Genomic DNA, 23,623 nt, shown 5'->3' on the forward strand with positions numbered 1-23,623 from the left:
ATGGGTGAGACGACCGGGCGGGTGCTCGTCGTGGACGACGACGTGACGGTGCGCGACGTGGTGCGCCGGTACCTGGAGCTGGCCGGCCACGAGGTCGAGCTGGTCGGCGACGGCGAGAGCGCGCTGCGCCGCTTCGCGGAGCGCGAGCCGGACCTGGTGGTGCTCGACCTGATGCTGCCGGGCGTGGACGGGCTGGAGGTGTGCCGGCGGCTGCGGGTGCGCAGCGCCGTGCCGGTGGTGATGCTGACCGCGCTGGGCGAGGAGGAGGACCGGATCGCCGGGCTCCAGCTCGGCGCGGACGACTACGTGACCAAGCCGTTCAGCCCGCGCGAGCTGGCGCTGAGGGTGACGTCGGTGCTGCGCCGCTCCCGGGTGGCGGCGTCGCGGTCGGCCTCGGTGCTCACCGACGGCGGGCTGCGGGTGGACGTGGGCGCGCGGTCGGCGTGGCTCGACGGGCGGGAGATGTCGCTGACCACGCGCGAGTTCGACCTGCTGGCGTTCTTCCTCACCCACCGGGGCACCGCGTTCAGCCGCGGCGAGCTGCTGTCGCGGGTGTGGGGCTGGGAGTTCGGCGACCAGTCCACCGTGACCGTCCACGTGCGACGGTTGCGGGAGAAGGTGGAGGTCGACTCGGCCCGGCCGGTGCGGATCGCCACCGTGTGGGGCGTGGGCTACCGGTACGACGGCGGTGCGTGATGCTGGTCGAGATCTACCACATCCTGCCGTACGCGGTGCTGTTCTCGCTGCCGCTGGCGCTGCTCGGCGCGGTGCTGCTGCGGCGGTTGCGCAACGGGTCGCTGGCCACGGCGCTGACCGTGCTGGCGATCGTGCCGGTGGTGGCGACCATCGGCGGCGTGCTGGCGGTGAGCGGGTTCATGTTCACCCCGATCCTCACCACGACCGTGCTGGTGTGCCTGCTGGTGGCCTTGGTGACGGTGCCGACGGCGGTGCTGCTGGGTCGGGCGCTGGCGCGGCGCAGCGTGTGGGAGAGCGAGGCGCGGGCGCGGGAACGCGCGGCCGAGGCGTCCCGGCGCGAGCTGGTCGCGTGGATCAGCCACGACCTGCGCACGCCGTTGGCGGGCATCCGGGCGATGGCCGAGGCGCTGGCCGACGGCGTGGTGTCGCGGCGCGACGAGGTCGCCGACTACGCCGGGCGGATCTCGACCGAGGCGGAAGCGCTGTCCGGGATGGTGGACGACCTGTTCGAGCTGTCCCGCATCACCGCGGGCGCGCTGCGGCTGACGCTGTCCGAGGTGCCGCTGGCGGACGTGGTCAGCGAGGTGGTGGCGGCGGAGAGCCCGGTGGCCTCGCGCAAGGGCGTGCGGCTGCGCGCGGACGCGGCCACGTGGCCGGTGGTGCTCGGCAGCGACCCCGAGCTGGCCCGGGTGGTGCGCAACCTGCTGTCCAACGCGATCCGCCACACCCCGCCGGACGGCACCGTGGCCGTGCAGGTGGACGTGGACGGCCCGTCGGCGCTGCTGCGCGTCGACGACGGCTGCGGCGGCATCCCGGAAGCCGACCTGCCCAGGGTGTTCGACGTGGCGTTCCGCGGCACGCCGCACCGGCAGCCGGTCGGCGGCGGGTTGGGGCTGGCGATCGCGCGCGGCCTGGTGGAGGCCCACCAGGGCACGATCGACGCCCGCAACCACGGCCCCGGCTGCCGGTTCGAGGTGCGGTTGCCGCTCAGCGCAGCGGGTCCGTTGCGAACTGCTTGACCCCGGCGGCGAAGGTCGTCGCGGCCCGGAACCCGAGCAGCTCGCGGGCCCGGGCGGGGTCGGCGACGACGTGCCGGACGTCCGCCGGCCGCGCGCCGCCGACGACCCGCGGCCGAGGCCCGCCGAACGCCTCGGCCAGGTGGGTGGCGAGGTCGCCGACGGTGTGCGGCTCACCGGAGCAGATGTTGAGCGCGGTGGACGTGCCGGGCGGCAGCGGGCGGTGCAGGGCCAGGACGTTGGCCCGCGCGACGTCCGTGACGTGGACGAAGTCGCGGCGCTGCCGGCCGTCTTCGAGGACGGTGGGCGCCTCGCCGCGTTCGAGCGCGCTGCGGAACAAGCTCGCCACGCCCGCGTACGGGGTGTCCTTGGGCATCCTCGGGCCGTACACGTTGTGGTAGCGCAGCGCCCACACCGTGCCGCCCGTCTGCCGGGCCCACGCCGCCGCGTAGTGCTCCTGGGCGAGCTTGCCGGCGGCGTAGGTGCTGCGGGGGTCCAGCGGGGCGTCCTCGGGCACCAGGCGCGGCTCCAGGGGGCGCGCGCAGTGCGGGCACGGCGGTTCGTAGCGGCCCTCGTCGAGGTCGGCTCGGCGACGTGGGGCGGCCTGGACGACGCCGTGCCGGTCGCACTCGTACCGGCCCTCGCCGTACACGACCATCGACGACGCCAGGACCAGGTGCCGCACGCCCCGCTCGTGCATCGCGGCGAGCAGCACGGCGGTGCCGAGGTCGTTGTTGCGGGCGTAGAGCGGCGCGTCGGACGGGTCGAGGCCGTGGCCGACGACCGCGGCCTGGTGACAGACCGCGTTCACCCCGTCGAGGAGGTTTTTCACCGTGTCGAGATCGGTGACGTCTTTGGCCGTCGGTGGGCGGACGCGGTGGGCCTGGGGCAGGTAGGCGTCGAGCACGACGACGTCGTGGCCCTGGGCGGTCAGTTGGTCGGCGATGTGTGAGCCGATGAACCCGGCGCCGCCGGTGAGGAGAACGCGCACGTCACCGACGTTAGGGGCGGTTCGGCCGGATCGGGGGGCGCGGCAGCGTGACGTCACGGAACCGTCAGATCCTCCGATTGGCTACGGTGACGCTCATGGAACGCAGCGCGCAGCGACTGGGACGCGCCCTTGTCGTGATCGTGGACGACCGGGTGGCGCACGGTGAGCACGACGACAGCACAGGACCGCTGGTCACCGAGTTGCTGGAGGAAGCAGGGTTCATCGTCGACGGGACGGTCGCGGTGGAGGGCGAGGTCGTGGGCATCCGCGCCGCGCTGAACACCGCGGTGATCGGCGGTGTCGACCTGGTCGTCACCGTCGGCGGCACGGGCGTGTCGCCGCGCGACGTGACACCGGACGCCACACAGGGCGTGCTCGACCGGCCGATCAGCGGCATCGCCGAGGCGCTCCGGGCCTCGGGGCTGGCGGCGGGAGCCGTCGACGCGGGCATCTCGCGGGGACTGGTCGGCGTGTCCGGCAGCACCCTCGTGGTGAACCTGGCCGGGTCGCGGTCGGCGGTGCGTGACGGCATGGCGACGTTGTCGGCCCTCGTGCCGTACGTGATCGAGCAGCTCTCGGGACTGGACGAGGCATGACCGGGCCGGCCGACGACGCCGACGCCACCGCTGACGCCGCCCCGGCCGCCCCGGCTGCTCCGGCCGCCGCGGCTGCTTCGGTCGCGGAGGAGGCGGCGCGGCGTCGTCGGCTGGCCGAGGTGTTCGGCGACGTGCTGCCGGAGGGCTCGGCGGACGAACCGCACCCGACCGGGCGCGACGACCGGTGGTACGAGGAGAACCGGCCGCCGCACCACGGCGGCTAGCCCGAGGCGAGGACCGGCCGCCACCGTGACGGCCGGCCCTCGACCAACCGGGTGCCGGACCCCGCCACGTCCACGTCGACCGCCACCTCTCCCCGCCACGCGCCGATCCCTGACCGGCCACCGACCAGTCCTCGTCACCGGCCGGTCGTCTCCGAGCGTGTCCAGCGCCCGCGCCCGTGGCCGGGCGCGGACTACGTCGTTCGCGGCGTGGCCTGGTGAGACCTCGGGCCTTGGCACTCAGTCCTGGCGCTGGCGCTGCTGGGCGGCGAGGAGGTCGCGGATCTCCTTGAGCAGCTCGACGTCGGTCGGCTCCACGGGGCCGGGCTCCTGACCGCGCTTGCGCCGCTCCTTCAGCTTGTTCATCGGCAGCACGAAGATGAAGTAGACGATCGCGGCCACGATCAGGAAGTTGATCACCGCCGTGATGATCGCGCCGAAGTCGATGATGGTCTTCTCGGTCGAGCCCAGCTGGACCGCCAGGCCGGCGACGTTGTTGCCGCCGAACAACGCGATGATCGGGTTGATCAGGTTCGTGGTGAACGCGGTGACGATCGCGGTGAACGCGGCGCCGATGACCACCGCCACGGCGAGGTCGATCACGTTGCCGCGCATGAGGAAGTCCTTGAAGCCCTTGATCACGGTTGGCTCCTCCGTTCGGGGGTATGGGTGGGGGCCAGCGGAGAGTAACGGCTCAAGGGCTCGCCGGTGACGCTCCGGGTACCTGTGTCGCGGGGAGACCGAGCAGTTCGAACCGCGAGGGGCCGAACGTGGTGATCTCGGCGATCCGGTCGCCCTCGATGCGCAGGACGTCCAACTTGAGCGCCCGGAACACCGTGTCGCCGTGGCGGCGCAGGTAGCCGGCGGCGGCCGGCATCCGGTTGGCCCGGGTCGGCACGAGCAGCCAGTCGCCCTCCCGGTCGGGGCCGAGGGCGCGTTCCAGCAGCGTCGCGACCTGGTCGAGGCCTTCGAAGCACAGCGGCGCGGGCGGCATGGTGACCCGCAGGTCCTCGGCCGCGATCGCCACGGCCGCCACCGCGTCACACCGCTGGTGGGCGTCGATGAACCGGCTGAGCAGTTCGCGTTCCCGCGGGTTCGGCTCCCGCGCGGTCCAGTCGTTGCGGTGGGAGGGCAGGTGCTGCCGCATCGTGGCGCGGGCCCGTTGGAGCGCGCTGTTGGCGGCGGCCACGCTGATGTCGAGCAGGCCGGCCGTTTCCTGCGCCGTCATGCCCAGCACCTCCCGCGCGAGCAACGCGGCCCGCTGCCGCGCGGGGAGGAGCTGGAGGGCGGCCAGGAAGGCGAGCTCCACCGTCTCCCGCGCGACCGCCACCACGTCCGGCTCGTCGTCGGCCGGCGCCACCTGGTCCAGCAGGCGGTCCGGGTACGGGGTGAGCCAGCTGATCTCCGGCTGCGTCCGGGGCGTGCGCGCCTTGGCCCGGACCAGGTCGACGCACGTGTTGGTGGCGATCTTGTAGAGCCAGGCGCGGACGTTGCCGCCGTCGAAGGTGTCCCACGCCCGCCAGGCGCGCAGGAACACCTCCTGCACGGCGTCCTCGGCTTCTTCGTAGGAGGCGAGCATCCGGTAGCAGTGGACGTGCAGCTCGCGGCGGTGCTGCCGGGTGGCCTGCTCGAACATCAGCGCAGGGGCTTCGCGACCTGCTGGACGGCCCACGTGTTGCCGTCCGGGTCGTCGAAGAAGATGAAGGAGTTGTAGTCCCCGCCGGCCGGGTCCGCTCCGGGCGTCATCACGCCGTTCTCGAAGTGCTGCGGGCCGGAGTTCGCCACGCCCTTCGACTCGAGGTGCGCGTGTGCCTCCTCGATGTCGGAGACGACGAGCTGACAGCCCTTGAGGGAGCCGGGCGCGCCGCTGTCGCCGAGGCCCTTGCCGAAGACGATGGAGCACGCCGAGCCGGGCGGGGTGACCTGGATGACCCGGAAGGCGTCGCCCGAGCGGTGGTCGGTGTCGAGCGTGAAGCCCAACGTGTCGGCGTAGAACGTCTTGGCGCGCTCGACGTCGGACACGGGGACGACGACCACTTGCAGCTTCCAGTCCACGGTTCTCTCCTCGGTAAGGGGCCGGAGCCCCACCCTGAATGCCTTGTACCCGGTGGAACGACAGGCGCGCCGAAACTCATCGGTCACCCGATGAGAACTTCATCTTCCCAGCTCACCACCCTGATTCCACCCCACCTCGCCCCGTCTCCCACCGCAACCGACGCGACCGGAGGCGCGCAAGCGAGGTCACGAACCAGGACGGCGTGGACGGCACCGGCGAAGGTTCGGGGTCGGGCGATGGCACGGACAAAGCGGACTGAGGATGCGACAGCCGGGCGATCGCCAGACGCGACCGTGCGGCAGGGGCGGGCGGGGGCTCGGCGGGGCGGCTGGTTGCTGGCGGGTGGCGGGTCGGTGGGCGGGATTGCCCGGGAGGACAGGGCAGATGGGCAGGCAGGGGTGTGGAAGGCGTAGCGCCGGTGTTCAGGCGGTGTGGTGGCGCGTCTGTGTCTGAGGTGCCGGCGCGTGGCGGGTGGCCGGTGGTCAGCGCAGGATCAGGGCGACTGGGCCGGCCAGGGTTTCGGCGGCCAGGCGGTGGGCTGCGGCGCGCTCCGCGGAGATCACGACGACCTCGCCGTCGCGCACGGCGACCACCGAGGCGTCCGCTGCCAGCACCTCCGACCCCGCGCCGACGACGTCCACCCGGCTCCCCGGCCGCAGCAGGCCCACCACCCCGGCGTCGGCCAGGTGCACGGCCACCGACGACACGCCCGGGTCGACCGGGGACAAGCGGGCATCGGTCAGCGGTTCGCCGGAACGGGCCGCGCTCACCAGGCTGCGGCCCGACGCGTCAGCCGACGCGACCGCGCCCGCCGGCGACAAGGACGGTGGCACGGCGACCACGCGCACGTCGTCCGCACCGAGCGGCACGCCGGGGGCAAGATCGCGCGCCGCCACCAGGACGTCGACCGTCGAACCGTCCGGCAGCACGGCCACACCCACGGCTACCAGGGCCAACAGGCCCGCCAGGATCCTTCTGAGGTGCAGGAGCATGGTTGTGACGGTAGGGACGGGACGGGGGTTCGGACAGCGCGAACCCCCGAGCTGTGGACAACTCGGGGGCCTGTGGACAACTTCCGATCAGGACGCGGCGGCAGCCGGCGCGCTCGACGTCGAGGACGACGAAGACGAAGACGAAGACGAAGACGACGTGGAAGACGACGACGAAGACGACTCGGACTTCGCGGCCGCCGGAGCCGGCGTGGCCGCGGGCGAAGCCGAGGACGACGAACGGCTGTCGGTCCGGTAGAAGCCGCTGCCCTTGAACACGACGCCGACCGCGCCGTAGAGCTTGCGCAGCCTGCCGGAGCACTGGGGGCACTCGGTCAACGCGGAGTCCGAGAAGGACTGCACCGCGTCGAACCGGTGGTCGCACTCGGTGCAGGCGTACTGGTAGGTCGGCACGGTGAGCCCTCCACGAGTCCTGGTTGGCACTCCTGCGTCACGAGTGCCAACACCGATGATGCGCCACCCGGCATATGTGGCGCAAACATCACAGGTCAAAGTCACAGCGACGGCAGCCGGACCACACCCCGCGCGGGCGTCAGCACCGCGTCCACCCGCACGTCGTGCGGTTCCGCCGGCAACGACGGCACGAACTCCTCGTCCCGCACCACCGCCACCACCGGACCCGCGGCCAGCCGCAACACCCGGTCGTAGTAACCGCCGCCCTTGCCCAACCGCACCCCGGAGCGGTCCACCGCCAACGCCGGCACCAGCACCAACGCCGCCGACCCGACGGCCTCCGCGCCCAGCAGCGCCCCCTCCGGCTCCCGCAGCCCGAACGCGCCCACCCGCAACCGCCCGTCGTAGGCGGCCCAGTCGAGCCCGTCCCCGACCACCACCGGCAGCAACACCCGCAACCCGTGCGCCCGCAGCGCCTCCACCATCGCCAACGAGCCGGGCTCCGCCGCCGAAGCGACATAAGCGCACACGGTCTCACCAGGCGAAACGCCGAACTCGGCGACGGCGGACAGCACCTCGTCCACCATCCGGGGCAGCACCGCGCCCCGCCGCCCGGCCCGCAGCCGTGTGCGCAGAGTCGCCTTCCGATCACGTTCACCGGACGTCATGGCAGGTCACCCTAAGCGCGCCGTTACGCTCGCAGGCCATGAGCGCCTTCCAGACAGCGATCGTGCCGGCGGCAGGCCTGGGCACGCGCTTCCTCCCCACCACCAAAGCGGTGCCCAAGGAGTTGCTGCCGGTCGTCGACACCCCCGGCATCGAGCTCGTCGCCACCGAGGCCGCCGAGGCCGGCGCGACGAAGCTGGTCATCGTGACCTCCCCCGGCAAGGACGCCGTCGCGGAGTACTTCCGCCCGCAGCCGGAACTGGAGGCGACGCTCGAGGAGCGCGGCAAGGCCGACCTGCTCGCCAAGGTCCGCCGCGCGCCGAACCTGCTCACCGTCGAGACCGCCATCCAGGACAAGGCGCTGGGCCTCGGGCACGCGGTCGCCTGCGCCGAGGGCAACCTGACCGGGGCGGACGAGGCCGTCGCCGTCCTGCTGCCGGACGACCTGGTGCTGCCCACGGGCGTGCTGTCGAAGATGGCCGCGGTCCGCGAGAAGCTCGGCGGCAGCGTGCTGTGCGCGTTCGACATCCCCAAGGAGCAGATCTCCGCCTACGGCGTCTTCGACGTCAAGGACACCGGTGACGACGACGTCAAGCAGGTCGTCGGCATGGTCGAGAAGCCCAAGGCCGAGGACGCGCCGTCCACGTTCGCCGCGGCCGGCCGCTACCTCCTCGACCGGGCGATCTTCGACGCCCTCAAGCGCATCACGCCCGGCGCGGGCGGCGAGCTGCAGCTCACCGACGCCATCGCGCTGCTGATCAACGAGGGCCACCCCGTGCACGTCGTGGTCCACCGCGGTGGGCGACACGACCTGGGCAATCCGGGGGGATTCCTCAAAGCTGCGGTTGACTTCGCACTGGAGCACCCCGACTACGGGCCCGAGCTGGGGGAGTGGTTGCGGGCACGCCTCGCCAACTCCTAAAACGAAGGTCAACTCATGAGGTCAGTGGACGAGCAGCTCGCCAGGGTGGTCGCCGCCGCCGTGCGGCCCGCCCCCGTGCGGGTCGCGATCTCCGAGTCGCAGGGCCTGCTCTGCGCCGAGGAGGTCGTCGCCGAGCGCGCGTTGCCCGGTTTCGACCAGGCGGCGGTCGACGGCTACGCCGTGCGCAGCGTCGACGTGCAGGCCGCCAACGAGGAAGCGGTCACGCTCCCGGTGGTCGGCGAGATCCCCGCCGGGTCCCGCCAGCCCAGACGACTGCAACCCGGCCAGGCGGTGCGGGTCGCGACCGGCGCGCCGCTGCCGACGCTGGCCGACGCCGTGGTGCCCGTCGACTACACCGACGGGCACGCGGCGAAGGTCACCGTGCACCGCTCCGTGCCGTCCGCGGCGTTCGTGCGGCGCACCGGCGAGGACGTGCAGACCGGTGACGTCGCGGTGCGCCGCGGCGCGTCCATCGGCGCCGCCCAGGTCGGCCTGCTCGCCGCGGTCGGCCGCAACAAGGTGCTGGTCCACCCCCGGCCGCGGGTGTCGGTGATCTCCCTCGGCGAGGAGCTGGTCGACGTCGACCGCACCCCGGGCCAGGGCCAGGTCTACGACGTCAACTCCTACGCGCTGGCCGCCGCCGCGCGGGACGCGGGCGCCGAGGTCAGCCGGGTCGGCATCCAGTCGTCCGACCCGCGCCGGATGCGGGAGGTCGTCGAGGGCAGGTTGCTGCTGTCGGAGATCGTCGTGGTCGCGGGTGGCGTCGGGGGCGTCATCGGCGACGAGGTGCGCGCCGCGCTGGCCGACCTCGGCGACGTCGACGTGACCCGGGTGGCCATGCACCCCGGTTCGGTGCAGGGCTTCGGCAGGCTCGGACCGGACGCGGTGCCGACGTTCCTGCTGCCCGCGAACCCGATGAGCGCCTTGGTCGTTTTCGAAGTGCTGGTGCGTCCGCTGATCCGGGCCGCGCTCGGCAAGCGCAACCCGTACCGGCGGGCGGTCAGCGCGCGGCTGCTGTCGCCGCTGACGTCCACGAAGGGCCGGCGCGGCTACCTGCGCGGCCAGCTGCTGCGCGACGCGGACAACGGCGAGTACCTGGTGCAGCCGCTGGGTACCTCCGGGTCGCACCTGCTGGCGTCGTTGGCCGAGGCGAACTGCCTGGTCATGGTCGACGAGGACGTGACGGACGTGGCGGTCGGCGAAGAGGTCATGGTCAGCTTCCTCGCCCAACGGGGATGAGACCCCTGACGGGAACGAGACACAGTGGGGATGGATGAGTTTCGCGGGTGACGGCGGCAGGCACCCCGGCTGGCCCGCGCGGCTCGGACCGCTGAGGGTCGCGGCGGGCCTGGTGGAGCTGCGGCCGCCGAAGCTGTTCGACGCCTCGACGTGGTCGCGGGCCCGGCTGCGCGACCGGGCGTACCTGGAGGACTGGGAACCCACCGCGGCCGAGGGGTGGCACGAGCGCAACGCGCCGCTGGCGTGGCCGCCGCAGTGGTCCTCGCTCAAGTCGCTGGCCCGGCGCGGCCAGGCCCTGCCGTTCGTGATCACCGTGGACGGCGAGCTGGCCGGGCAGATCACCGTGGGCAACATCGTGCGCGGCTCGCTGCGCTCGGCGTGGGTCGGCTACTGGGTGGCGGCCGACCGGGCGCGCGGCGGCGTGGCCACCGCGGCGTTGGCGCTCGTGGTCGACCACTGCTTCGGCGCGGGCGGCCTGCACCGGCTGGAGGCGACCGTCCGGCCGGAGAACCGGGCCAGCCTGCGGGTGCTCGCCAAGGCGGGCTTCCGGGAGGAGGGCCTGTTCCTGCGCTACCTCGACGTGGCGGGCGACTGGCGCGACCACCTGTGCTTCGCGATGACCGCCGAAGAAGCCTCGCCCGAAGGTCTCGTACGCCGATTGGTCGCACAGGGATACGCCCGAACCGCCTGATCTGCGGGCCGACCGGCTTATTCGGATCACCCGAAAGTGGGTGATACACCACACTTTGGTACGTACGCCAGTCGGCGTGCCTCCGACACAGGTGTGACTGTTGTGACTAGCGTGGCATGCGCACCACCGAGCGCGCCGCGGGGTAGGGGGAGGTGACGGGGATGCCGAGCTCGCTGATCGTCGTGGGACTGGTCGTGGCCTGGTTGGTCGTCCTCGTGCCGATGGTCGCGCGCAAGCGCGCCGACGCGTCGCGCGGCAGCATGGAGGAGGGGTACGACGCCATGCCCGAGGCAGACCCGGACTTCGAGGAGTACGACGACTACGACGAGCCGGACCTCGACTTCGTCGAGCACCGGCCGTTCCGCCCGGGACGCGGCGGCTACGACCCGGAGACCGCGGCGATCGTGGCCCAGGCGAAGTACGCCTTCCGCCGCCGCGTCGTCGGCACGCTCCTGCTGCTCGCCCTGGTCACCGGCGTCGTCGCCGGCGTGTTCTACCCGCTCGCCTGGTGGGGCCACGCCGCCGTCGACGTGACGCTCGTCTCCTACCTCGGGTACCTGCGCCGGCAGGTGCGGATCGAGGAGGAGATCCGCGCGCGCCGCGTGGCCAGGCACTCCCAGTCCCGCCGTCGTCCCGCCGCCCGGTCGGCCGCGGACGCGCAGCCGCACACCGCCGCCGCGCCGTCCGCGGAGTCCGAGCCGTCCCGCGACCAGTCGGGCCTGCCCCCGCAGCCGAGGTTCCAGCACCAGGCCCGCCCCGGCACCGTCGTGGTGGACCTGGACGACGAGGACCCGTTGTTCGTCGAGCTGGACGGCCCCGACGCCCTCCCGTACCGCCGGGCGTCGGGCGAGTAGAGGGGGGTGGCAAAACCACCCCCCGACTACTGATATGCTTCCTCCCGCACGACAACAGAACACGGGGCTGTAGCGCAGTTGGTAGCGCGACTCGTTCGCATCGAGTAGGTCAGGGGTTCGATTCCCCTCAGCTCCACAAGTGACACAGCACGCGAAGAGCGGGAACCGGTCCTCCGGTTCCCGCTCTTCGGTGTTGGTGGCCCCTGACGGCGGTGCGTCACGGGTGGGTCCCCGGTTCCGCCGGGGCGAACTGCTCGATGTCGTCCAAGGCGTCCTGCGCTGTGCCGCCCAGCACGCGGTCGGACAGCAGGGCCTGCAAGGCGGGCACCACGGTCCCCCTGGTGATCTTGCCGTGGACGCGTGCCAGGTGCCCGAGGCAGGTCGCGGCCAGGCGGCGCAACTGGACGTCGTGCCGCGGGGCCAGGTGCAGCAGGATCGGTTCCACCCACTCGCCGTCGAGGTCGTCGTAGGTCAGCTCGAGCAGCGCCGGGTTCGCCACCTGCGGATCGCCCGTGCTGACGGCGGCGAGCATCTCAGCCCGCCACTGCTCGTCGTCGTCCGACGGGTTCATCCCAGAGGTCACGGGTCGATCTTCTGCCACGGTCGCGCGATGGCGCGACGCGGGCCGTCCACAGTGCTCGGCCCACGCGGACACCTGGCGCGACGGCGGAGTGGATCGGTCACTACGCTCTGGCCGGTGCGCTTTGTGGCGGATCTCCACATCCACTCCAAGTACTCCCGGGCCTGCAGCCGTGACTGCGACCTCGAACACCTGACCTGGTGGGCCCGCCGCAAGGGGATCTCGCTGGTCGGCACCGGCGACTTCACCCACCCCGCCTGGTACGACCACCTCAGCGAGAACCTGGTCGAGGCGACGCCCGGCCTGTTCCGGCTGCGGGACGAGCTCGACCGCGACATCGACCGCAGGCTGCCGCCGTCGCTGGCCGCGGCGCCGGTGAGGTTCATGCTGTCGGTGGAGATCTCGACGATCTACAAGCGCGGCGACCGCACCCGCAAGGTGCACCACCTCGTCTACATGCCCGACCTGTCGTCGGCGGCGCGGTTCAACGCCCGGTTGGCCAAGATCGGCAACCTCGGGTCGGACGGGCGGCCCATCCTCGGGCTCGACTCGCGCGACCTGCTGGAGATCACGCTCGAGTGCGGCGGCTACCTGGTGCCCGCGCACATCTGGACGCCGTGGTTCGCGGTGCTCGGCTCGAAGTCCGGGTTCGACGCGATCGAGGACTGCTACGTCGACCTGGCGCCGCACATCTTCGCGGTGGAGACCGGGCTGTCGTCGGACCCGGAGATGAACTGGCGGGTGTCGAGCCTCGACCGGTACCGGCTGGTCAGCAACTCGGACGCGCACTCGCCGCCGGCGCTGGGTCGTGAGGCGACGGTGTTCGACACCGACCTGGACTACTACTCGGTGCGGTCGGCGCTGGAGACCGGCGAGGGGTTCGCCGGGTCGCTCGAGTTCTTCCCGGAGGAGGGCAAGTACCACGTCGACGGGCACCGCAAGTGCGGCGTGCGGATGGAACCCGAGGAGACGTCGGCGCACCGCGGGATCTGCCCGGAGTGCGGCAAGCCGTTGACGGTCGGCGTGCTCAGCCGGGTGGCGGAGCTGGCCGACCGGCCGCACGGCTCGCGTCCCGCCGGCGCGGCCGGGTTCACCAGCCTGGTGCCGTTACCGGAGATCGTGAGCGAGATCGTCGGCACCGGGCCGAAGAGCAAGAAGGTGGTCGCGGAGATCGACAAGCTGACCGCGGCGCTCGGGCCGGAGCTGGTGATCCTGCGGGACGTGCCGGCCGACGACATCGCCGTGCACTCGCCGCTGCTGGCCGAGGCGGTGACCCGGCTGCGGCGTGGCGAGGTGGTGCGCGACTCGGGCTACGACGGCGAGTACGGCGTGATCACGGTGTTCGAGCCGGGGGAGCTGGACCGGCGGCGGTCGGCGTTCGCGTTGTTCGACTACGACGCCCCGGCGCCGTCCACTGTGGAGCGTGCACGGCCGGCGCCCGCGCCCGCCCCGGTCGCCGTCGCGGCACCGGTCGCGGAGTCCTCCGGCTCGTCGTTGTTGGACGGTCTCGACCCGGAGCAGCGGGCGGCGGCCGAGGTGGCCGGCGGGCCGTTGCTGATCATCGCCGGGCCGGGGACGGGCAAGACTCGGACGTTGACGCACCGGATCGCGGACCTGGTGACGTCCCGGGGCGTGCCGGCGTCGGAGTGCCTGGCGATCACGTTCACCCGCCGCGCGGCGGAGGAGATGGCGGAACGGCTGGCGCTGCTCGCGCCGGACGCCGTCGACGAGGTGACGATCGCGACGTTCCACTCGCTGGGCGTGCTGATCCTGCGCGAGCACGGCGCGTCCTTCGGGTTGTCGGCGTCGTTCGGGGTGGCGGACCCGGAGCGGCAGCTGGAGGTGGCGCTGACCGTCGTCGCGGACGGGAAGGAGGCGCGGGAGCTGGTCGACGCGGGGGACGCGCGGTACAAGAAGGCGTTGCGGGCGCAGGACCTGGTGGACTTCGAAGACCTGATCTCGTTGCCGCTGTCGTTGTTGGAGGAGTCGCCTCCGCTGGTCTCCGGTTACCGGGCGCGGTGGCGGTGGGTGTCGGTGGACGAGTACCAGGACGTGGACGAGCAGCAGTACCGGCTGCTGCGGCTGCTGGCGCCGCCGGACGGCAACCTGACCGCGATCGGCGACCCGGACCAGGCGATCTACCGGTTCCGCGGCGCCGACGTCGGGTTCTTCCTGCGGTTCCGGGAGGACTTCCCCGGTGCGCGGACCGTACAGCTGACCAGGAACTACCGGTCGTCGACGGCGGTGGTGACGGGCGCGATGCAGGTGATCGCGCCGTCGTCGCTGGTGCCGGGGCGGGAGCTGCGGCCGATGGTGGACCACGGCGCCGCGCCGATCGGCGTGCACCACGCGTCGTCGGAGGCGGCCGAGGCGGGGTTCGTGGCGCGCACGATCGAGCAGGTGCTGGGCGGCGCGTCGTTCCACGCGTTCGACAGCGGGCGGGTGGTGGGTGACGGGACGCAGGGGCTCGGCTTCTCGGACTTCGCCGTGCTGTACCGGACGGACCGGCAGTCGCGGGCGCTGGTCGAGGCGTTGACGCAGTCCGGCCTGCCGTTCCAGAAGCGCTCGCACGACCGGTTGGCCGACCGGCCCGGGGTGGCGCGGATCGCCCACGACCTGGCGTTCGCGGGCGGCTCCACCGTGCTGGACCGCGTGCGTGCCGTGGCCGGTGACGACCACACCGCCTATGAGCTGCTGAAGCCGTTGGCGGTTGAGTGCGGGGCCGACTTCGAGCGCTTCCACACGGCTCTCGCGCTGGGGGTGGAGGTGGACACGTGGGACCCGAGGGCGGACCGGATCTCGCTGCTCACGCTGCACGCGTCGAAGGGCTTGGAGTTCCCGGTGGTGTTCATCGTCGGCTGTGAGGACGGCCTGCTGCCGTTGCGGTGGCCGGGGTCGGACGACGTGGAGGCGGTGGACGAGGAGCGTCGGCTGTTCTTCGTCGGGATGACCAGGGCGCAGCGGCACCTGTTCCTGAGCCACACGTCGGGGCGGCCGAAGTCCCCGTTCCTGGCGGCGCTGAAGGCTTATGAGCAGCTGGGCGACGCGCAGCCGAAGCGGAAGCGGAAGGGCACCCAGCTCAGCCTGCTCTGACACCGGAGGACCTGCGGCCGAGGCGACCGGCGCGGCTGAGGGGGCGGAGTCGCCGGCGGGAACTGTCGGACCCCTTGGCTAGCGTCGTGGGATGGCGCACACCATCGGCTTGGCCCTCGACTGCCACCACCCGACCGAGCTGGCCGAGTTCTGGAAACTGGCCCTGGGCTACGAGGACGAACCCCCGCCCCCGCCGTTCAAGACGAGGGCGGAGTGGGTGGCGCACTACGACGACCCGGACGACGACCAGGACGACGGCGCCTGGCTGCACGACCCGACGGGCGCGGGTCCGAGGCTGTTCCTGCAGCAGGTGAGGGAACCGAAGACGGAGAAGATCCGCCTCCACTTCGACATCCGGGTCAGCCTGGAGGCACCGCCGGAAGATCGCTGGGCGACGGTGTGGCGCAAGGTCTCGCAACTGCGGGCGGCCGGCGGGAGGGTGGTCGGGGAGTACCCGGAACACCACGTGGTCATGGCCGACCCGGAGGGCAACGAGTTCTGCGTCTGCTAGCCCGCGCCACCCCTCCGAGCGGTCACCGCTCCCGGGAATGGACTAGACCATAACGTGGCGTTATGACTGGACTGGCATATCCGCCCCGGGTTCTCGCCGGCTAGCGTCGGGGGCAACGGCCCCGCATCCCGTGTCACCACCCCTGCAAGGAGACAAGCGGATGACTCGACGCACTGTCGCCGCGGTCGCCGTGGCGGTTCTGAGCGCTGCCGGACTGGCAGCCGCACTGGCCACCACCGCGACTGCGGGCCCACCACCGCCGCGCACGGACGTCGACGGCGGCATGGTCGCGGCCCTGGCGCGCGACCTCCACCTGACCCCCGACCAGGCACGGGCGCGCATCCAGCGCGAAGCGGTCGCCACCCGGACCGAGAGCACGCTCAAGGCGAGGCTCGGGCCCGGTTTCGCGGGGGCCTGGCTCAACGCCGACGCCACCGAGCTCGTCGTCGGCGTCACGGCGGCGTCGCAGATCCAGGCCGTCGAAGCGGAGGGCGCGCGGCCGGCGTTGGTGGCGCGCTCGCTCGCCCAGCTCGACGCCCTCAAGGCCAAGCTCGACCGGAACGCGCGCAGCGCGCCCCGCGGCGTCCCCGGCTGGTACGTCGACGCGCCCACGAACACCGTGGTCGTCCTCGCTCGCGACGTGACCGCCGCGAAGGCGTTCGCGCGCACCAGCGGTCTGGGTGAGGCCGATGTCCGGATCGAGCGGTCCACTGAGGACCCGCGCCCGCTGGCCGACGTGATCGGCGGCAACGCCTACTACATCGGCAGCGGTTCGCGCTGCTCGGTCGGCTTCGCGGTCCAGGGCGGGTTCGTCACCGCCGGGCACTGCGGCAGCACGGGTGCGAGCACGACCCAGCCCAGCGGCACGTTCGCCGGCTCCAGCTTCCCCGGCAACGACTACGCCTGGGTCCGCACGGCCGCCGGCAACACCGGCCGGGGCCTGGTCAACCGCTACCCCGGCACGGTCCCGGTGGCCGGTTCCACCGAGGCCCCGGTGGGCGCGTCGGTCTGCCGCTCCGGCTCCACCACGGGCTGGCGCTGCGGCACCATCCAGCAGAAGAACACCTCCGTGACCTACCCCGAAGGCACGATCACCGGCCTCACCCGCACGAACGCCTGCGCCGAACCGGGCGACTCCGGCGGCTCGTGGCTGACGGGTGACCAGGCGCAGGGCGTCACCTCCGGTGGCTCCGGGAACTGCACGTCCGGCGGGACGATCTACTTCCAGCCGGTCAACGAGATCCTCCAGGTCTACGGCCTCCAGTTGATCGTCAGTGGCGGCACGCCAACCAGCACCACCTCGCCGACCACGACGACCACCACGGACCCCGGCCAGACCACCTGGCAGCCAGGCGTCGCGTACACGACCGGCTCCCTCGTGACGTACGACGGCGTCGGGTACAGGTGCTTGCAGGGGCACACGTCCCAACCAGGCTGGGATCCGCCGGCGGTGCCCGCCTTGTGGGAGCGCGTGTGAGCTAGCGGCGAGCACACGCGCGGGGTCCGGCTCGCACACGCGGCGAGCCGGGCCCCATCCGCTCACAGGTGGGCTCCTCCGGTCGCGTCCAGCCACGCGCCCGTCAGCCACCGCGCCCGGTCCGACGCCACGAACGAGACCACGTCGGCGATGTCGTCGGCCCGGCCGATCCGCCCCAGCGCGGACCGCGCCGCCATCGCCGCCTCCGCCGCCGGGTTCCCCCGCAGCCACGACGCGTTCACGTCGGTGTCGACCACTCCCGGCGCGACCGTGTTCACGGTGATCCCGCGCGGCCCCAGGTGTTGGGCCAGGGTGCGCGTGAACGTGTCCAGCGCGCCTTTCGTCATCGAGTACGCGATGCCGACCGGCATGGCGATGCGCGTGGCCCCGGACGAGATGTTCACGATCCGCCCACCGTCCCGCAGCAGCGGCAGCGTGCGCTGCACCAGGAAGAACGGCGCCCGCACGTTGACCGCGAACACCTCCTCGAACGCCTCGGGTGTCACGTCCTCGATCGGCGCGGGCAGTCCGATCCCGGCGTTGTTCACCAGCACGTCCAGCGGCGGCAGGGCCGCCACCAAGGCGTCGAGCTGCGAGGGCAGCGACGCCCGCACCGCGAACGCCCCGCCCCCGGCTTCCTCCACCACGGCTCGGGCCGCGTCGGCGTCCCGCGCGTAGTGCACGACCACCCGCATCCCGTCCGCCGCCAGCCGCGCCGCGATCGCCCGCCCGATCCCGCGACTCGCCCCGGTCACCAATGCCGTCTTCACCAGCACCCCAATCTGTAACGGTCGCTATACAATGGCGAACTGTAGCGGACGTTATAGAATGAGTGCCGTGGTGGGGCGCAAGCGGGGATTCGACCGGGACGACGTGCTGGACCAGGTCACGCGCGCCTTCTGGCGCGACGGCTACCGGGCGACCTCCGTCGCCGACCTCACCGCGGCCACCGGCGTCAACCCGCCGAGCCTCTACGCCGCGTTCGGCGACAAGCGCGCCCTCTTCGCCGAGGCCGTCGCCCGCTACCGGCAGACCTACGGCGCGTTCACCGCGCGGGCCCTCGAAGAAGAGCCCACCGCGCGCCGGGCCGTCGAACGGATCCTGACCGAAGCCGCGGTCGAGTACACGACCCCCGACCGGCCCAGGGGCTGCCTGATCCTCAGCGCGCCCGAGCTGGACGACCTTCGTGACCAGGCCGGACGGGCGGTCGAGGCCAAGATCCGGCACGACGTCGCGACCGGCGCGCTGCCCGCCGGCACGGACGCGCGGCGGCTCGCCGTGTTCGTCGCCGCGACCGTCCGGGGGATGTCGTCGCTGGCCAGGGACGGCGCCACGCGGGCTGAACTGCACGATGTTGCCCGGACGGCACTGTCGGTGTGGCCCGCACCCGTACCCTGAGAGACGACGAGAAGGGGTGGTGCGGGTCGTGGAGCTGGCGGAGTCGCTGCTGGCGTGGCTGCACGACTGGGCCGGTGTGCCCCTCTGCCCCGGCGACTGGGCCTGGACCGCCACCGCGTTCGGCGCCGTGATCGGCGTGCTGCCGACGGTCGCCGCGCTGCTGTCGATCACCGTCCGCCGCGTGGTCGGCAACTCCTACGGCCCGTTCACCGGCGCGATCTTCGCCGTGCTCGGCGTGGTCAGCACGCTGGTGCTGCCCTGGATGGCGTTCTCGGCCACCTACAAGCTGCTGCGCACCCGCGCGCTGCCGGGCATGGAGTCGCTGGACGAGTCGCCGTGCCTGGCGCTGAGCCAGTACGACTACCTGATCGGCAGCGACCCGTTCATCACCGCGATCACCGGCCGGTCCGGGGTGCCGGACGTGGTGATCGCCGGGGTGACGGCGCTGCTCGCGCTGCTGTGCCTGCTGTTCGTGATGCTCCAGGCGGGCTCGGCGTTCCGGCTCGGCCCGAACTGGCCGCGCCGCGTGTTCTGGCCGCCGTTCCTGGTCCTGCTGCTGTCGACGTCCGCGCTGCCGGTGTCCTTGGTGGGCCACCTGCTGCTCGGGTTCTTCCCGATCGCGGTGGCGGGCTCCCTGGTCGTGCGGGTTTTCGGGTTGACTACCGCCATGCTGAACCGCCCCGGTCGCGATCGCGGGAACCCGAGCCCGCAACCCGCGGTGTCGAGAACGCCACCGCCGTCGTCCTCCCAGCAGCCGCACCAGTCCTCCCAGCAGCAGCCGCACCAGTCGTCGCCGCACCAGTCGTCGCAGCCGCGCCGGCAGGTGTCGGCCTCGCAGCAACCGCAGCAGCCTCGTCAACCGCACCAGCCGCCGCCCTACAAGGTGGAGAAGCCGCCGCCCTACCAGCCCGCGCAGATCCCGCCCTACCAGCCGATCCCGCCCTACCGGCCGACGCCGCCGGTCCGGCACTACCCGCCGACGCGGGTCGCCGACGTGCCCGTGCCCGTCGAGGCGCCGAGGCCGACCAGGCCGGAGCACCCGGCGCCGCTGGCCGACACGCCCGGCCCGCTGCCGTTCGGCCCGGGTGGCGGCAACAGCGGCCCGACACCGACCCCGACGCCCGACTCCGGCAAGGTGTGGAACCCGGCGGGCGGGCGGTTCCGGCGGATCCGCCAGCTCGGCCGCGGCGGGTTCGGCACGGTGTGGCTGGCCGTGGACGAGCAGTTGGCCCGCACGGTCGCGGTGAAGCTCGCGCACGCCCCCGACAACGACACCGAGCAGCGCATGTTGCGTGAAGCGCGCGCTCTGGCCGCCGTGCGGCACCCGAACTGCGTGCGCGTGTTCGACATCGTGCAGGACCCGGACGGGCTCGCGATCGTCATGGAGTACATCGACGGCGAACCGCTGTCGAACGTCGTGCTCACCAGCGGCCTGCTCGCCGACACCCTCGCCGCCCGGCTCTGGGTGAACATGGCGGACGCGCTGGCCGCCGCGCACGAGCAGGGCGTGCTGCACCGGGACGTGAAGCCGTCCAACGTCATCGTGGACACCCAGGGCACCGCGCACCTGATCGACTTCGGCATCGCCCGGTCGAAGGGCGACAGCACGCTCACCGCCACCGGGATGATGGTCGGCACGCCGGACTTCCTCGCGCCCGAGACCGCCCGCGGCGAGGCGGCCAGCCCCGCGTCGGACGCCTGGCAGCTCGCCGCGACGGTCAGCTACGCGCTCACCGGCCACCCGCCGCGCGGGTCGCGGGAGAACCCGATCTCGTCGCTGATGGCCGCCGCGCAGGGCGAGCCGTGCGTGAAGCTGCCCCAGCACAGCGCCCACGCCCGGCTGCTGACCAGCGCGCTGGACGCCGACCCGGCCAAGCGGCCGGCGCTGGGCGCGATCCGCACCGAGCTGAGCACGTGGCTCTCACAGGCCGGGTTGAGCAAGGAAGGCCCGGTCACGCGGATGATCGACCGGCCGGAACCGCCCACCCGACCCGTGCGCTGACCCGTGCCCCGAACCGGGCGCTGACCAGGGCCGCGACCCCGGTCACCGGCGGCCCGGCCGTCGGTGACCGGGAGAACGCGGGCGCCGGCGCGGTGCGGCAGCGGAGGAGCTCGACGGCGGCGGCCGGTCCCGCCGCCGTCACCGCCGCGAGCGTGGTCGACGCGACGCGCGTCGAGGTGTCCGGCTCCGCGTCCCCGTACGACGCGGTGAGCTTCATGCCATCAACGGCAGCTTGCGGGTCAGGCGGGTGACCTCGGTCCTCGGGCCGTAGAGGGCGACGGCGACGAACCCGGGGTCCTCGGCGAGGGCGAGCGCCGCCACGTACTCGGGGTAGGCGCGCGAGCGGCGGGCGACCTCGGTGAAGCCGATCTTCAGCACGCCCTCGGCGCGGTGCAGCTCCTTGAGGTGCTCGGCGGACGTGGTCAGCACCGGCACCGGGTGCGTGTTGAGGCCGAGGTGGAGGGTGCCGTCGGCGTCCTCGACGTCCTCGCCGAGCAGGTCGGGCAGCCGCGCGCCGAGGGTGAGGCCGAGGACGACGGCGGCGTTCGCGGCGAGGTTGGGCGGCAGGTCGTCACGCAGGATCAACGCGAGTCTGGTCGGCAGCACGTCCGGTCCGTTCGTTCGGTGGTTTGCCCCAGACTCGCTCATCTGAACGCCCTGTTCCAGCGCCACCGAACTTCGTTCGCCGGGGTTTGCCATGATCTGCACGTGGACGAACTTGATTCGGCGATCACCAGGCATCTGCAGCTGGATGCGCGGCTGACCAACCGCGAGCTGGCGCGGCGTCTCGGCGTCGCGCCCTCGACCTGCCTGGAGCGCCTGCGGGCCCTGCGCGAGCGCGGCGTCATCAGGGGCTATCACGCGGACGTGGACCTGAGCGCGCTCAACCGGCCCGTGCAGGCGTTCGTCGCGGCCCGGCTGCGCCCGATGAGCCGCGCCGTGATCGCCAACTTCAAGGCGGCGATCGGCGCGCTGCCGGAGGTGACCGCGATGTACGTGGTGGCGGGCGACGACGACTTCCTCATCCACCTCGCCGTGCCGGACCTGGAGCACCTGCACGCGTTCCTCATCGACCGCCTGAGCGAACGCCGCGAGGTGATCAGCTTCCGCAGCTCGGTGATCTACGAGAGCATCCGCAACCCCGTGCTCACCGAGCTGCCGCGCTGAACACGTAGGTGGCGAGGACGACGCCGGCTGTGGCTTCCCGGGTGCCGTTGGTGTACCAGCGTTCGGTGGTGGTCGTGGTGGTCGGGATGAACGTCGTCGAGATCGCCTCGAACTTCCAGCCTTCGGCCACGACCTCGTTCAGGATCTGCGTGTGGTCGTTGCTGCGCCGCTGGACCGCGGCGGTGCCGAGGCTCGACCGAGCAGATGTGCTTTCCAGGTCGATCGAGATCTGGAAGAGCTGAGCTCCTTCTTCCCTCGCCGTCCGTGCCTGCCCCGCGGGAGAGGCCGCGAACCGGGCAGCGTCCTGCCGGGCCTTCGCCTCGGCGGCGGCTGCCGCTTTCGCGGCCACTTCTTCGGGCGTCCTGCTGAACAGTGCCATCGGATCTCCGCGACGATCTCGGTCCGTCCTCCGGCGGGGCTCCGTCGGTGTCGACCTGTCATCACCGCCAAGACGCGGTTCGTTACCGCCGGTCAGTTCCAGGACGGGAGCCACTTCTGGGCGTCCCAGACCTCCGGGGTGATCGGGATGCCGTTGAGGATCGGCCACAGCCACACGAAGTTGGCCACGACCAGGCCCACGTACAGCGCCACCGCGAGCAGACCGGTGCCGCGGCGTTCCCGGCCGTCGGTCCGCTTGCCCAGGACCTCGCCCAGCGCCAGCGCTATGCCCAGCGCCAGGAACGGCGCCATCGGCATCGCGTAGAAGTAGTACATCTGCCGGTCCACGTTGATGAACCACGGCAGGAAGCCCGCGCCGTACCCGACCAGCACGGCCGCGTAGCGCCAGTCCAGCTTGGCGATCGACTGCCACATCGCCCACGCCAGCATCGGGAACGACAGCCACCACAGGGCGGGCGTGCCGATCAGCATGATCGCGCCGACGCAGCTCGGCCCGCCGCAGCCCTGCACCGAGCCCTCGAAGTAGTAGAGCATCGGCCGCAGGCCCATCGGCCACGTCCACGGCTTCGACTCCCACGGGTGGCGGTTGGTCTCCGAGGTCACCAGCTTGGTGTGGAACTCCAGCACGTTGCCGCTGTAGTACCAGAGGGCCCGCAGCGGCGCCGGGATCCAGCCGTCCTCGGGGATCTTGGTGCCCGCGATGTGCCGGTCGATGGCGGTCTCCGACGCGAACCACGCCCACCACGTCGCCAGGTACGCCAGCATCGGGATCACCAGCAGCGCGAACAGCGACGGCAGCAGGTCCTTCGCGAACGCGCCGAGCCACGGCCGCTGCACGCCCGCCGAACGGCGCGCCAGCGCGCTCCACAGCACCGACAGCACGCCGAAGAACGCGATGTACCACACCCCGGACCACTTCACGCCGCACGCGAGGCCCAGCGCGATCCCGCCCGCGAACCGCCACCAGCGGAAACCCAGCCACGGGCCGTACGGCGAGTTCGTCACCCAGCCCTCGCGCACCGCGACGGCCAGCCGGGCCCGCACCTGGTCGCGGTCCACCACCAGGCACGCGAACGCCACCACCACGAAGAACGTCAGGAACGCGTCCAGCATCCCCATCCGCGACTGCACGTGGCTCATGCCGTCGGCGATCAGCAGCACGCCCGCGATGGCGGCGATCAGGTCCGACCGCGTCATCCGCCGGGCGATCCGCACGACCAGCAGGATCGTCAAGGTGCCCGCGACGGCCGAGGCGAACCGCCAGCCGACGCCGTCGTAGCCGAACAGCCACTCGCCGATCGCGATGAGCTGCTTGCCCAGCGGCGGGTGGACGATCAGCTCGTAGCCGGGGTTGTCCTCGTACCCGCCGTTGCGCAGCACCTGCGCGCCCTGCGGCACGTAGTGCTTCTCGTCGAAGACCGGGGTGCCCTTGTCGGTCGGGAACCCGAGGTTCCAGAACCGCACCACACCGCCGATCAACGCCACGGCCAGCGTGATGAGCCAGCCCCTGAGGGCGTCGCTCATCGCTCCGGGTTCGAGCTGGCGGGCCCGCTGTTCGCGGTCGTTGCCCGGTGGCGGGCTCGTCGGCGGTACCTCGCCGGCGTCGACCACGTCGTCTGCGGACTGCGGTGCGATCAGGCTCACG

General features: G+C 72.4%; 27 protein-coding genes and 1 tRNA gene. 15 read left to right on the forward strand and 13 right to left on the reverse strand.

The window, feature by feature from the left end:
* Both IOD16_RS00325 and IOD16_RS00330 read left to right on the forward strand, forming a co-directional pair.
* A complete protein-coding gene (locus tag IOD16_RS00325) occupies positions 1 to 696 on the forward strand; it encodes a response regulator transcription factor (RefSeq protein ID WP_201438449.1) in 696 nt (231 codons plus the stop codon).
* The gene (locus tag IOD16_RS00330) at positions 696 to 1,715 is read left to right on the forward strand and encodes a sensor histidine kinase (protein ID WP_123748145.1); all 1,020 of its coding nucleotides are present in this window, start codon (positions 696 to 698) and stop codon (positions 1,713 to 1,715) included. The genes IOD16_RS00325 and IOD16_RS00330 overlap by 1 nt, the downstream gene beginning before the upstream one ends.
* Here IOD16_RS00330 and IOD16_RS00335 read toward each other — a convergent pair.
* Entirely contained in the window at positions 1,684 to 2,703 is a 1,020-nt protein-coding gene (locus IOD16_RS00335; protein ID WP_201438450.1) for an NAD-dependent epimerase/dehydratase family protein, read from the reverse strand. The genes IOD16_RS00330 and IOD16_RS00335 overlap by 32 nt on opposite strands.
* Before the next feature lie 95 nt (positions 2,704 to 2,798).
* On the opposite strand from IOD16_RS00335, the gene IOD16_RS00340 reads away from it, so the two are divergent.
* Complete coding sequence (locus IOD16_RS00340) at positions 2,799 to 3,299, forward strand: MogA/MoaB family molybdenum cofactor biosynthesis protein (protein ID WP_123748144.1); 501 nt, start codon at positions 2,799 to 2,801, stop codon at positions 3,297 to 3,299.
* A complete protein-coding gene (locus IOD16_RS00345; protein WP_201441781.1) occupies positions 3,296 to 3,523 on the forward strand; it encodes a hypothetical protein in 228 nt (75 codons plus the stop codon). The genes IOD16_RS00340 and IOD16_RS00345 overlap by 4 nt, the downstream gene beginning before the upstream one ends.
* Before the next feature lie 237 nt (positions 3,524 to 3,760).
* Here the strand turns inward: IOD16_RS00345 and mscL are convergent, their stop codons facing one another.
* The 6 genes from mscL to IOD16_RS00375 all read right to left on the reverse strand — a co-directional run bounded on the left by mscL (position 3,761) and on the right by IOD16_RS00375 (position 7,647).
* A complete protein-coding gene (gene mscL / locus IOD16_RS00350) occupies positions 3,761 to 4,162 on the reverse strand; it encodes a large-conductance mechanosensitive channel protein MscL (protein ID WP_201438451.1) in 402 nt (133 codons plus the stop codon).
* Positions 4,163 to 4,214: 52 nt separating this feature from the next.
* A complete protein-coding gene (locus tag IOD16_RS00355; protein ID WP_201438452.1) occupies positions 4,215 to 5,156 on the reverse strand; it encodes an RNA polymerase subunit sigma-70 in 942 nt (313 codons plus the stop codon).
* Positions 5,156 to 5,575, reverse strand: coding sequence for a glyoxalase superfamily protein (locus IOD16_RS00360; protein ID WP_201438453.1), 420 nt, complete (start codon positions 5,573 to 5,575; stop codon positions 5,156 to 5,158). The genes IOD16_RS00355 and IOD16_RS00360 overlap by 1 nt, the downstream gene beginning before the upstream one ends.
* Positions 5,576 to 6,058: 483 nt before the next feature.
* Positions 6,059 to 6,568: an SAF domain-containing protein gene (locus IOD16_RS00365; RefSeq protein WP_201438454.1), complete on the reverse strand. Its 510-nt coding sequence runs from the start codon at positions 6,566 to 6,568 to the stop codon at positions 6,059 to 6,061.
* A gap of 87 nt (positions 6,569 to 6,655) precedes the next feature.
* Positions 6,656 to 6,979 carry an FmdB family zinc ribbon protein gene (locus tag IOD16_RS00370; RefSeq protein ID WP_201438455.1) on the reverse strand — a complete coding sequence of 108 codons (324 nt, stop codon included), beginning with the start codon at positions 6,977 to 6,979 and terminating at the stop codon, positions 6,656 to 6,658.
* Between the two features lie 101 nt (positions 6,980 to 7,080).
* On the reverse strand, positions 7,081 to 7,647 hold the full coding sequence (locus tag IOD16_RS00375) for a 5-formyltetrahydrofolate cyclo-ligase (protein WP_201438456.1): 567 nt from the start codon (positions 7,645 to 7,647) through the stop codon (positions 7,081 to 7,083).
* Positions 7,648 to 7,685: 38 nt separating this feature from the next.
* Here IOD16_RS00375 and IOD16_RS00380 point away from each other — a divergent pair, with 38 nt between their 5' ends.
* From IOD16_RS00380 to IOD16_RS00400, 5 genes are all read left to right on the forward strand, one after another.
* Complete coding sequence (locus IOD16_RS00380) at positions 7,686 to 8,567, forward strand: UTP--glucose-1-phosphate uridylyltransferase (protein WP_201438457.1); 882 nt, start codon at positions 7,686 to 7,688, stop codon at positions 8,565 to 8,567.
* A 15-nt stretch (positions 8,568 to 8,582) separates the two neighbouring features.
* Positions 8,583 to 9,806 carry a molybdotransferase-like divisome protein Glp gene (gene glp / locus IOD16_RS00385; RefSeq protein WP_123744208.1) on the forward strand — a complete coding sequence of 408 codons (1,224 nt, stop codon included), beginning with the start codon at positions 8,583 to 8,585 and terminating at the stop codon, positions 9,804 to 9,806.
* A gap of 34 nt (positions 9,807 to 9,840) precedes the next feature.
* A complete protein-coding gene (locus IOD16_RS00390; protein WP_201438458.1) occupies positions 9,841 to 10,497 on the forward strand; it encodes a GNAT family N-acetyltransferase in 657 nt (218 codons plus the stop codon).
* A 161-nt stretch (positions 10,498 to 10,658) separates the two neighbouring features.
* Positions 10,659 to 11,351, forward strand: a complete 693-nt coding sequence (gene sepX / locus IOD16_RS00395; RefSeq protein ID WP_123744206.1) for a divisome protein SepX/GlpR — start codon at positions 10,659 to 10,661, stop codon at positions 11,349 to 11,351.
* Positions 11,352 to 11,414: 63 nt separating this feature from the next.
* Positions 11,415 to 11,487 (forward strand) — tRNA-Ala (locus IOD16_RS00400).
* A gap of 81 nt (positions 11,488 to 11,568) precedes the next feature.
* Here the strand turns inward: IOD16_RS00400 and IOD16_RS00405 are convergent.
* On the reverse strand, positions 11,569 to 11,934 hold the full coding sequence (locus tag IOD16_RS00405; RefSeq protein ID WP_201438459.1) for a hypothetical protein: 366 nt from the start codon (positions 11,932 to 11,934) through the stop codon (positions 11,569 to 11,571).
* A gap of 114 nt (positions 11,935 to 12,048) precedes the next feature.
* Between IOD16_RS00405 and IOD16_RS00410 the strand changes: the two genes are divergently transcribed.
* The 3 genes from IOD16_RS00410 to IOD16_RS00420 all read left to right on the forward strand — a co-directional run bounded on the left by IOD16_RS00410 (position 12,049) and on the right by IOD16_RS00420 (position 17,012).
* Positions 12,049 to 15,024, forward strand: coding sequence for a UvrD-helicase domain-containing protein (locus IOD16_RS00410; protein WP_201438460.1), 2,976 nt, complete (start codon positions 12,049 to 12,051; stop codon positions 15,022 to 15,024).
* A gap of 91 nt (positions 15,025 to 15,115) precedes the next feature.
* Entirely contained in the window at positions 15,116 to 15,535 is a 420-nt protein-coding gene (locus IOD16_RS00415) for a VOC family protein (protein ID WP_123744201.1), read from the forward strand.
* A 160-nt stretch (positions 15,536 to 15,695) separates the two neighbouring features.
* Complete coding sequence (locus IOD16_RS00420) at positions 15,696 to 17,012, forward strand: alpha-lytic protease prodomain-containing protein (RefSeq protein WP_201438461.1); 1,317 nt, start codon at positions 15,696 to 15,698, stop codon at positions 17,010 to 17,012.
* 62 nt (positions 17,013 to 17,074) lie between these two features.
* Here the strand turns inward: IOD16_RS00420 and IOD16_RS00425 are convergent, their stop codons facing one another.
* Positions 17,075 to 17,782: an SDR family NAD(P)-dependent oxidoreductase gene (locus IOD16_RS00425; RefSeq protein WP_328809402.1), complete on the reverse strand. Its 708-nt coding sequence runs from the start codon at positions 17,780 to 17,782 to the stop codon at positions 17,075 to 17,077.
* Between the two features lie 58 nt (positions 17,783 to 17,840).
* Between IOD16_RS00425 and IOD16_RS00430 the strand changes: the two genes are divergently transcribed.
* Positions 17,841 to 18,410 carry a TetR/AcrR family transcriptional regulator gene (locus IOD16_RS00430; RefSeq protein WP_123744198.1) on the forward strand — a complete coding sequence of 190 codons (570 nt, stop codon included), beginning with the start codon at positions 17,841 to 17,843 and terminating at the stop codon, positions 18,408 to 18,410.
* Positions 18,411 to 18,426: 16 nt separating this feature from the next.
* Positions 18,427 to 20,412 (forward strand): serine/threonine-protein kinase, encoded by a 1,986-nt coding sequence (locus IOD16_RS00435; protein WP_201438463.1) that lies wholly within the window; start codon positions 18,427 to 18,429, stop codon positions 20,410 to 20,412.
* Here the strand turns inward: IOD16_RS00435 and IOD16_RS00440 are convergent.
* Positions 20,363 to 20,629 (reverse strand): hypothetical protein, encoded by a 267-nt coding sequence (locus IOD16_RS00440; protein WP_201438464.1) that lies wholly within the window; start codon positions 20,627 to 20,629, stop codon positions 20,363 to 20,365. The two genes, IOD16_RS00435 and IOD16_RS00440, sit on opposite strands and share 50 nt — an antisense overlap.
* Positions 20,626 to 21,018 carry a DUF2000 domain-containing protein gene (locus tag IOD16_RS00445; RefSeq protein WP_201438465.1) on the reverse strand — a complete coding sequence of 131 codons (393 nt, stop codon included), beginning with the start codon at positions 21,016 to 21,018 and terminating at the stop codon, positions 20,626 to 20,628. The genes IOD16_RS00440 and IOD16_RS00445 overlap by 4 nt, the downstream gene beginning before the upstream one ends.
* Positions 21,019 to 21,120: 102 nt before the next feature.
* On the opposite strand from IOD16_RS00445, the gene IOD16_RS00450 reads away from it, so the two are divergent.
* A complete protein-coding gene (locus IOD16_RS00450; RefSeq protein ID WP_201438466.1) occupies positions 21,121 to 21,579 on the forward strand; it encodes an Lrp/AsnC family transcriptional regulator in 459 nt (152 codons plus the stop codon).
* On the opposite strand, the gene IOD16_RS00455 is transcribed toward IOD16_RS00450, so the two are convergent.
* Complete coding sequence (locus IOD16_RS00455; protein ID WP_201438467.1) at positions 21,560 to 21,958, reverse strand: hypothetical protein; 399 nt, start codon at positions 21,956 to 21,958, stop codon at positions 21,560 to 21,562. The two genes, IOD16_RS00450 and IOD16_RS00455, sit on opposite strands and share 20 nt — an antisense overlap.
* Before the next feature lie 92 nt (positions 21,959 to 22,050).
* Positions 22,051 to 23,622 (reverse strand): dolichyl-phosphate-mannose--protein mannosyltransferase, encoded by a 1,572-nt coding sequence (locus tag IOD16_RS00460; protein ID WP_236594660.1) that lies wholly within the window; start codon positions 23,620 to 23,622, stop codon positions 22,051 to 22,053.
* Position 23,623 lies beyond the last annotated feature (1 nt).

This window comes from Saccharothrix sp. 6-C (genome assembly GCF_016695385.1).
In the GTDB taxonomy this organism is placed as follows: domain Bacteria; phylum Actinomycetota; class Actinomycetes; order Mycobacteriales; family Pseudonocardiaceae; genus Actinosynnema; species Actinosynnema texasense.

Coding starts and splice junctions, on each gene's coding strand:
- sepX (WP_123744206.1), top strand. CDS start 10,659: ATGCCGAGCTCGCTGATCGTCGTGGGACTGGTCGTGGCCTGGTTGGTC.
- IOD16_RS00420 (WP_201438461.1), top strand. CDS start 15,696: ATGACTCGACGCACTGTCGCCGCGGTCGCCGTGGCGGTTCTGAGCGCT.
- IOD16_RS00325 (WP_201438449.1), top strand. CDS start 1: ATGGGTGAGACGACCGGGCGGGTGCTCGTCGTGGACGACGACGTGACG.
- IOD16_RS00340 (WP_123748144.1), top strand. CDS start 2,799: ATGGAACGCAGCGCGCAGCGACTGGGACGCGCCCTTGTCGTGATCGTG.
- IOD16_RS00390 (WP_201438458.1), top strand. CDS start 9,841: ATGAGTTTCGCGGGTGACGGCGGCAGGCACCCCGGCTGGCCCGCGCGG.
- IOD16_RS00455 (WP_201438467.1), bottom strand. CDS start 21,958: ATGGCACTGTTCAGCAGGACGCCCGAAGAAGTGGCCGCGAAAGCGGCA.
- IOD16_RS00330 (WP_123748145.1), top strand. CDS start 696: ATGCTGGTCGAGATCTACCACATCCTGCCGTACGCGGTGCTGTTCTCG.
- IOD16_RS00380 (WP_201438457.1), top strand. CDS start 7,686: ATGAGCGCCTTCCAGACAGCGATCGTGCCGGCGGCAGGCCTGGGCACG.
- IOD16_RS00355 (WP_201438452.1), bottom strand. CDS start 5,156: ATGTTCGAGCAGGCCACCCGGCAGCACCGCCGCGAGCTGCACGTCCAC.
- glp (WP_123744208.1), top strand. CDS start 8,583: ATGAGGTCAGTGGACGAGCAGCTCGCCAGGGTGGTCGCCGCCGCCGTG.
- IOD16_RS00415 (WP_123744201.1), top strand. CDS start 15,116: ATGGCGCACACCATCGGCTTGGCCCTCGACTGCCACCACCCGACCGAG.
- IOD16_RS00345 (WP_201441781.1), top strand. CDS start 3,296: ATGACCGGGCCGGCCGACGACGCCGACGCCACCGCTGACGCCGCCCCG.
- IOD16_RS00365 (WP_201438454.1), bottom strand. CDS start 6,568: ATGCTCCTGCACCTCAGAAGGATCCTGGCGGGCCTGTTGGCCCTGGTA.
- IOD16_RS00375 (WP_201438456.1), bottom strand. CDS start 7,647: ATGACGTCCGGTGAACGTGATCGGAAGGCGACTCTGCGCACACGGCTG.
- IOD16_RS00430 (WP_123744198.1), top strand. CDS start 17,841: ATGAGTGCCGTGGTGGGGCGCAAGCGGGGATTCGACCGGGACGACGTG.
- IOD16_RS00440 (WP_201438464.1), bottom strand. CDS start 20,629: ATGAAGCTCACCGCGTCGTACGGGGACGCGGAGCCGGACACCTCGACG.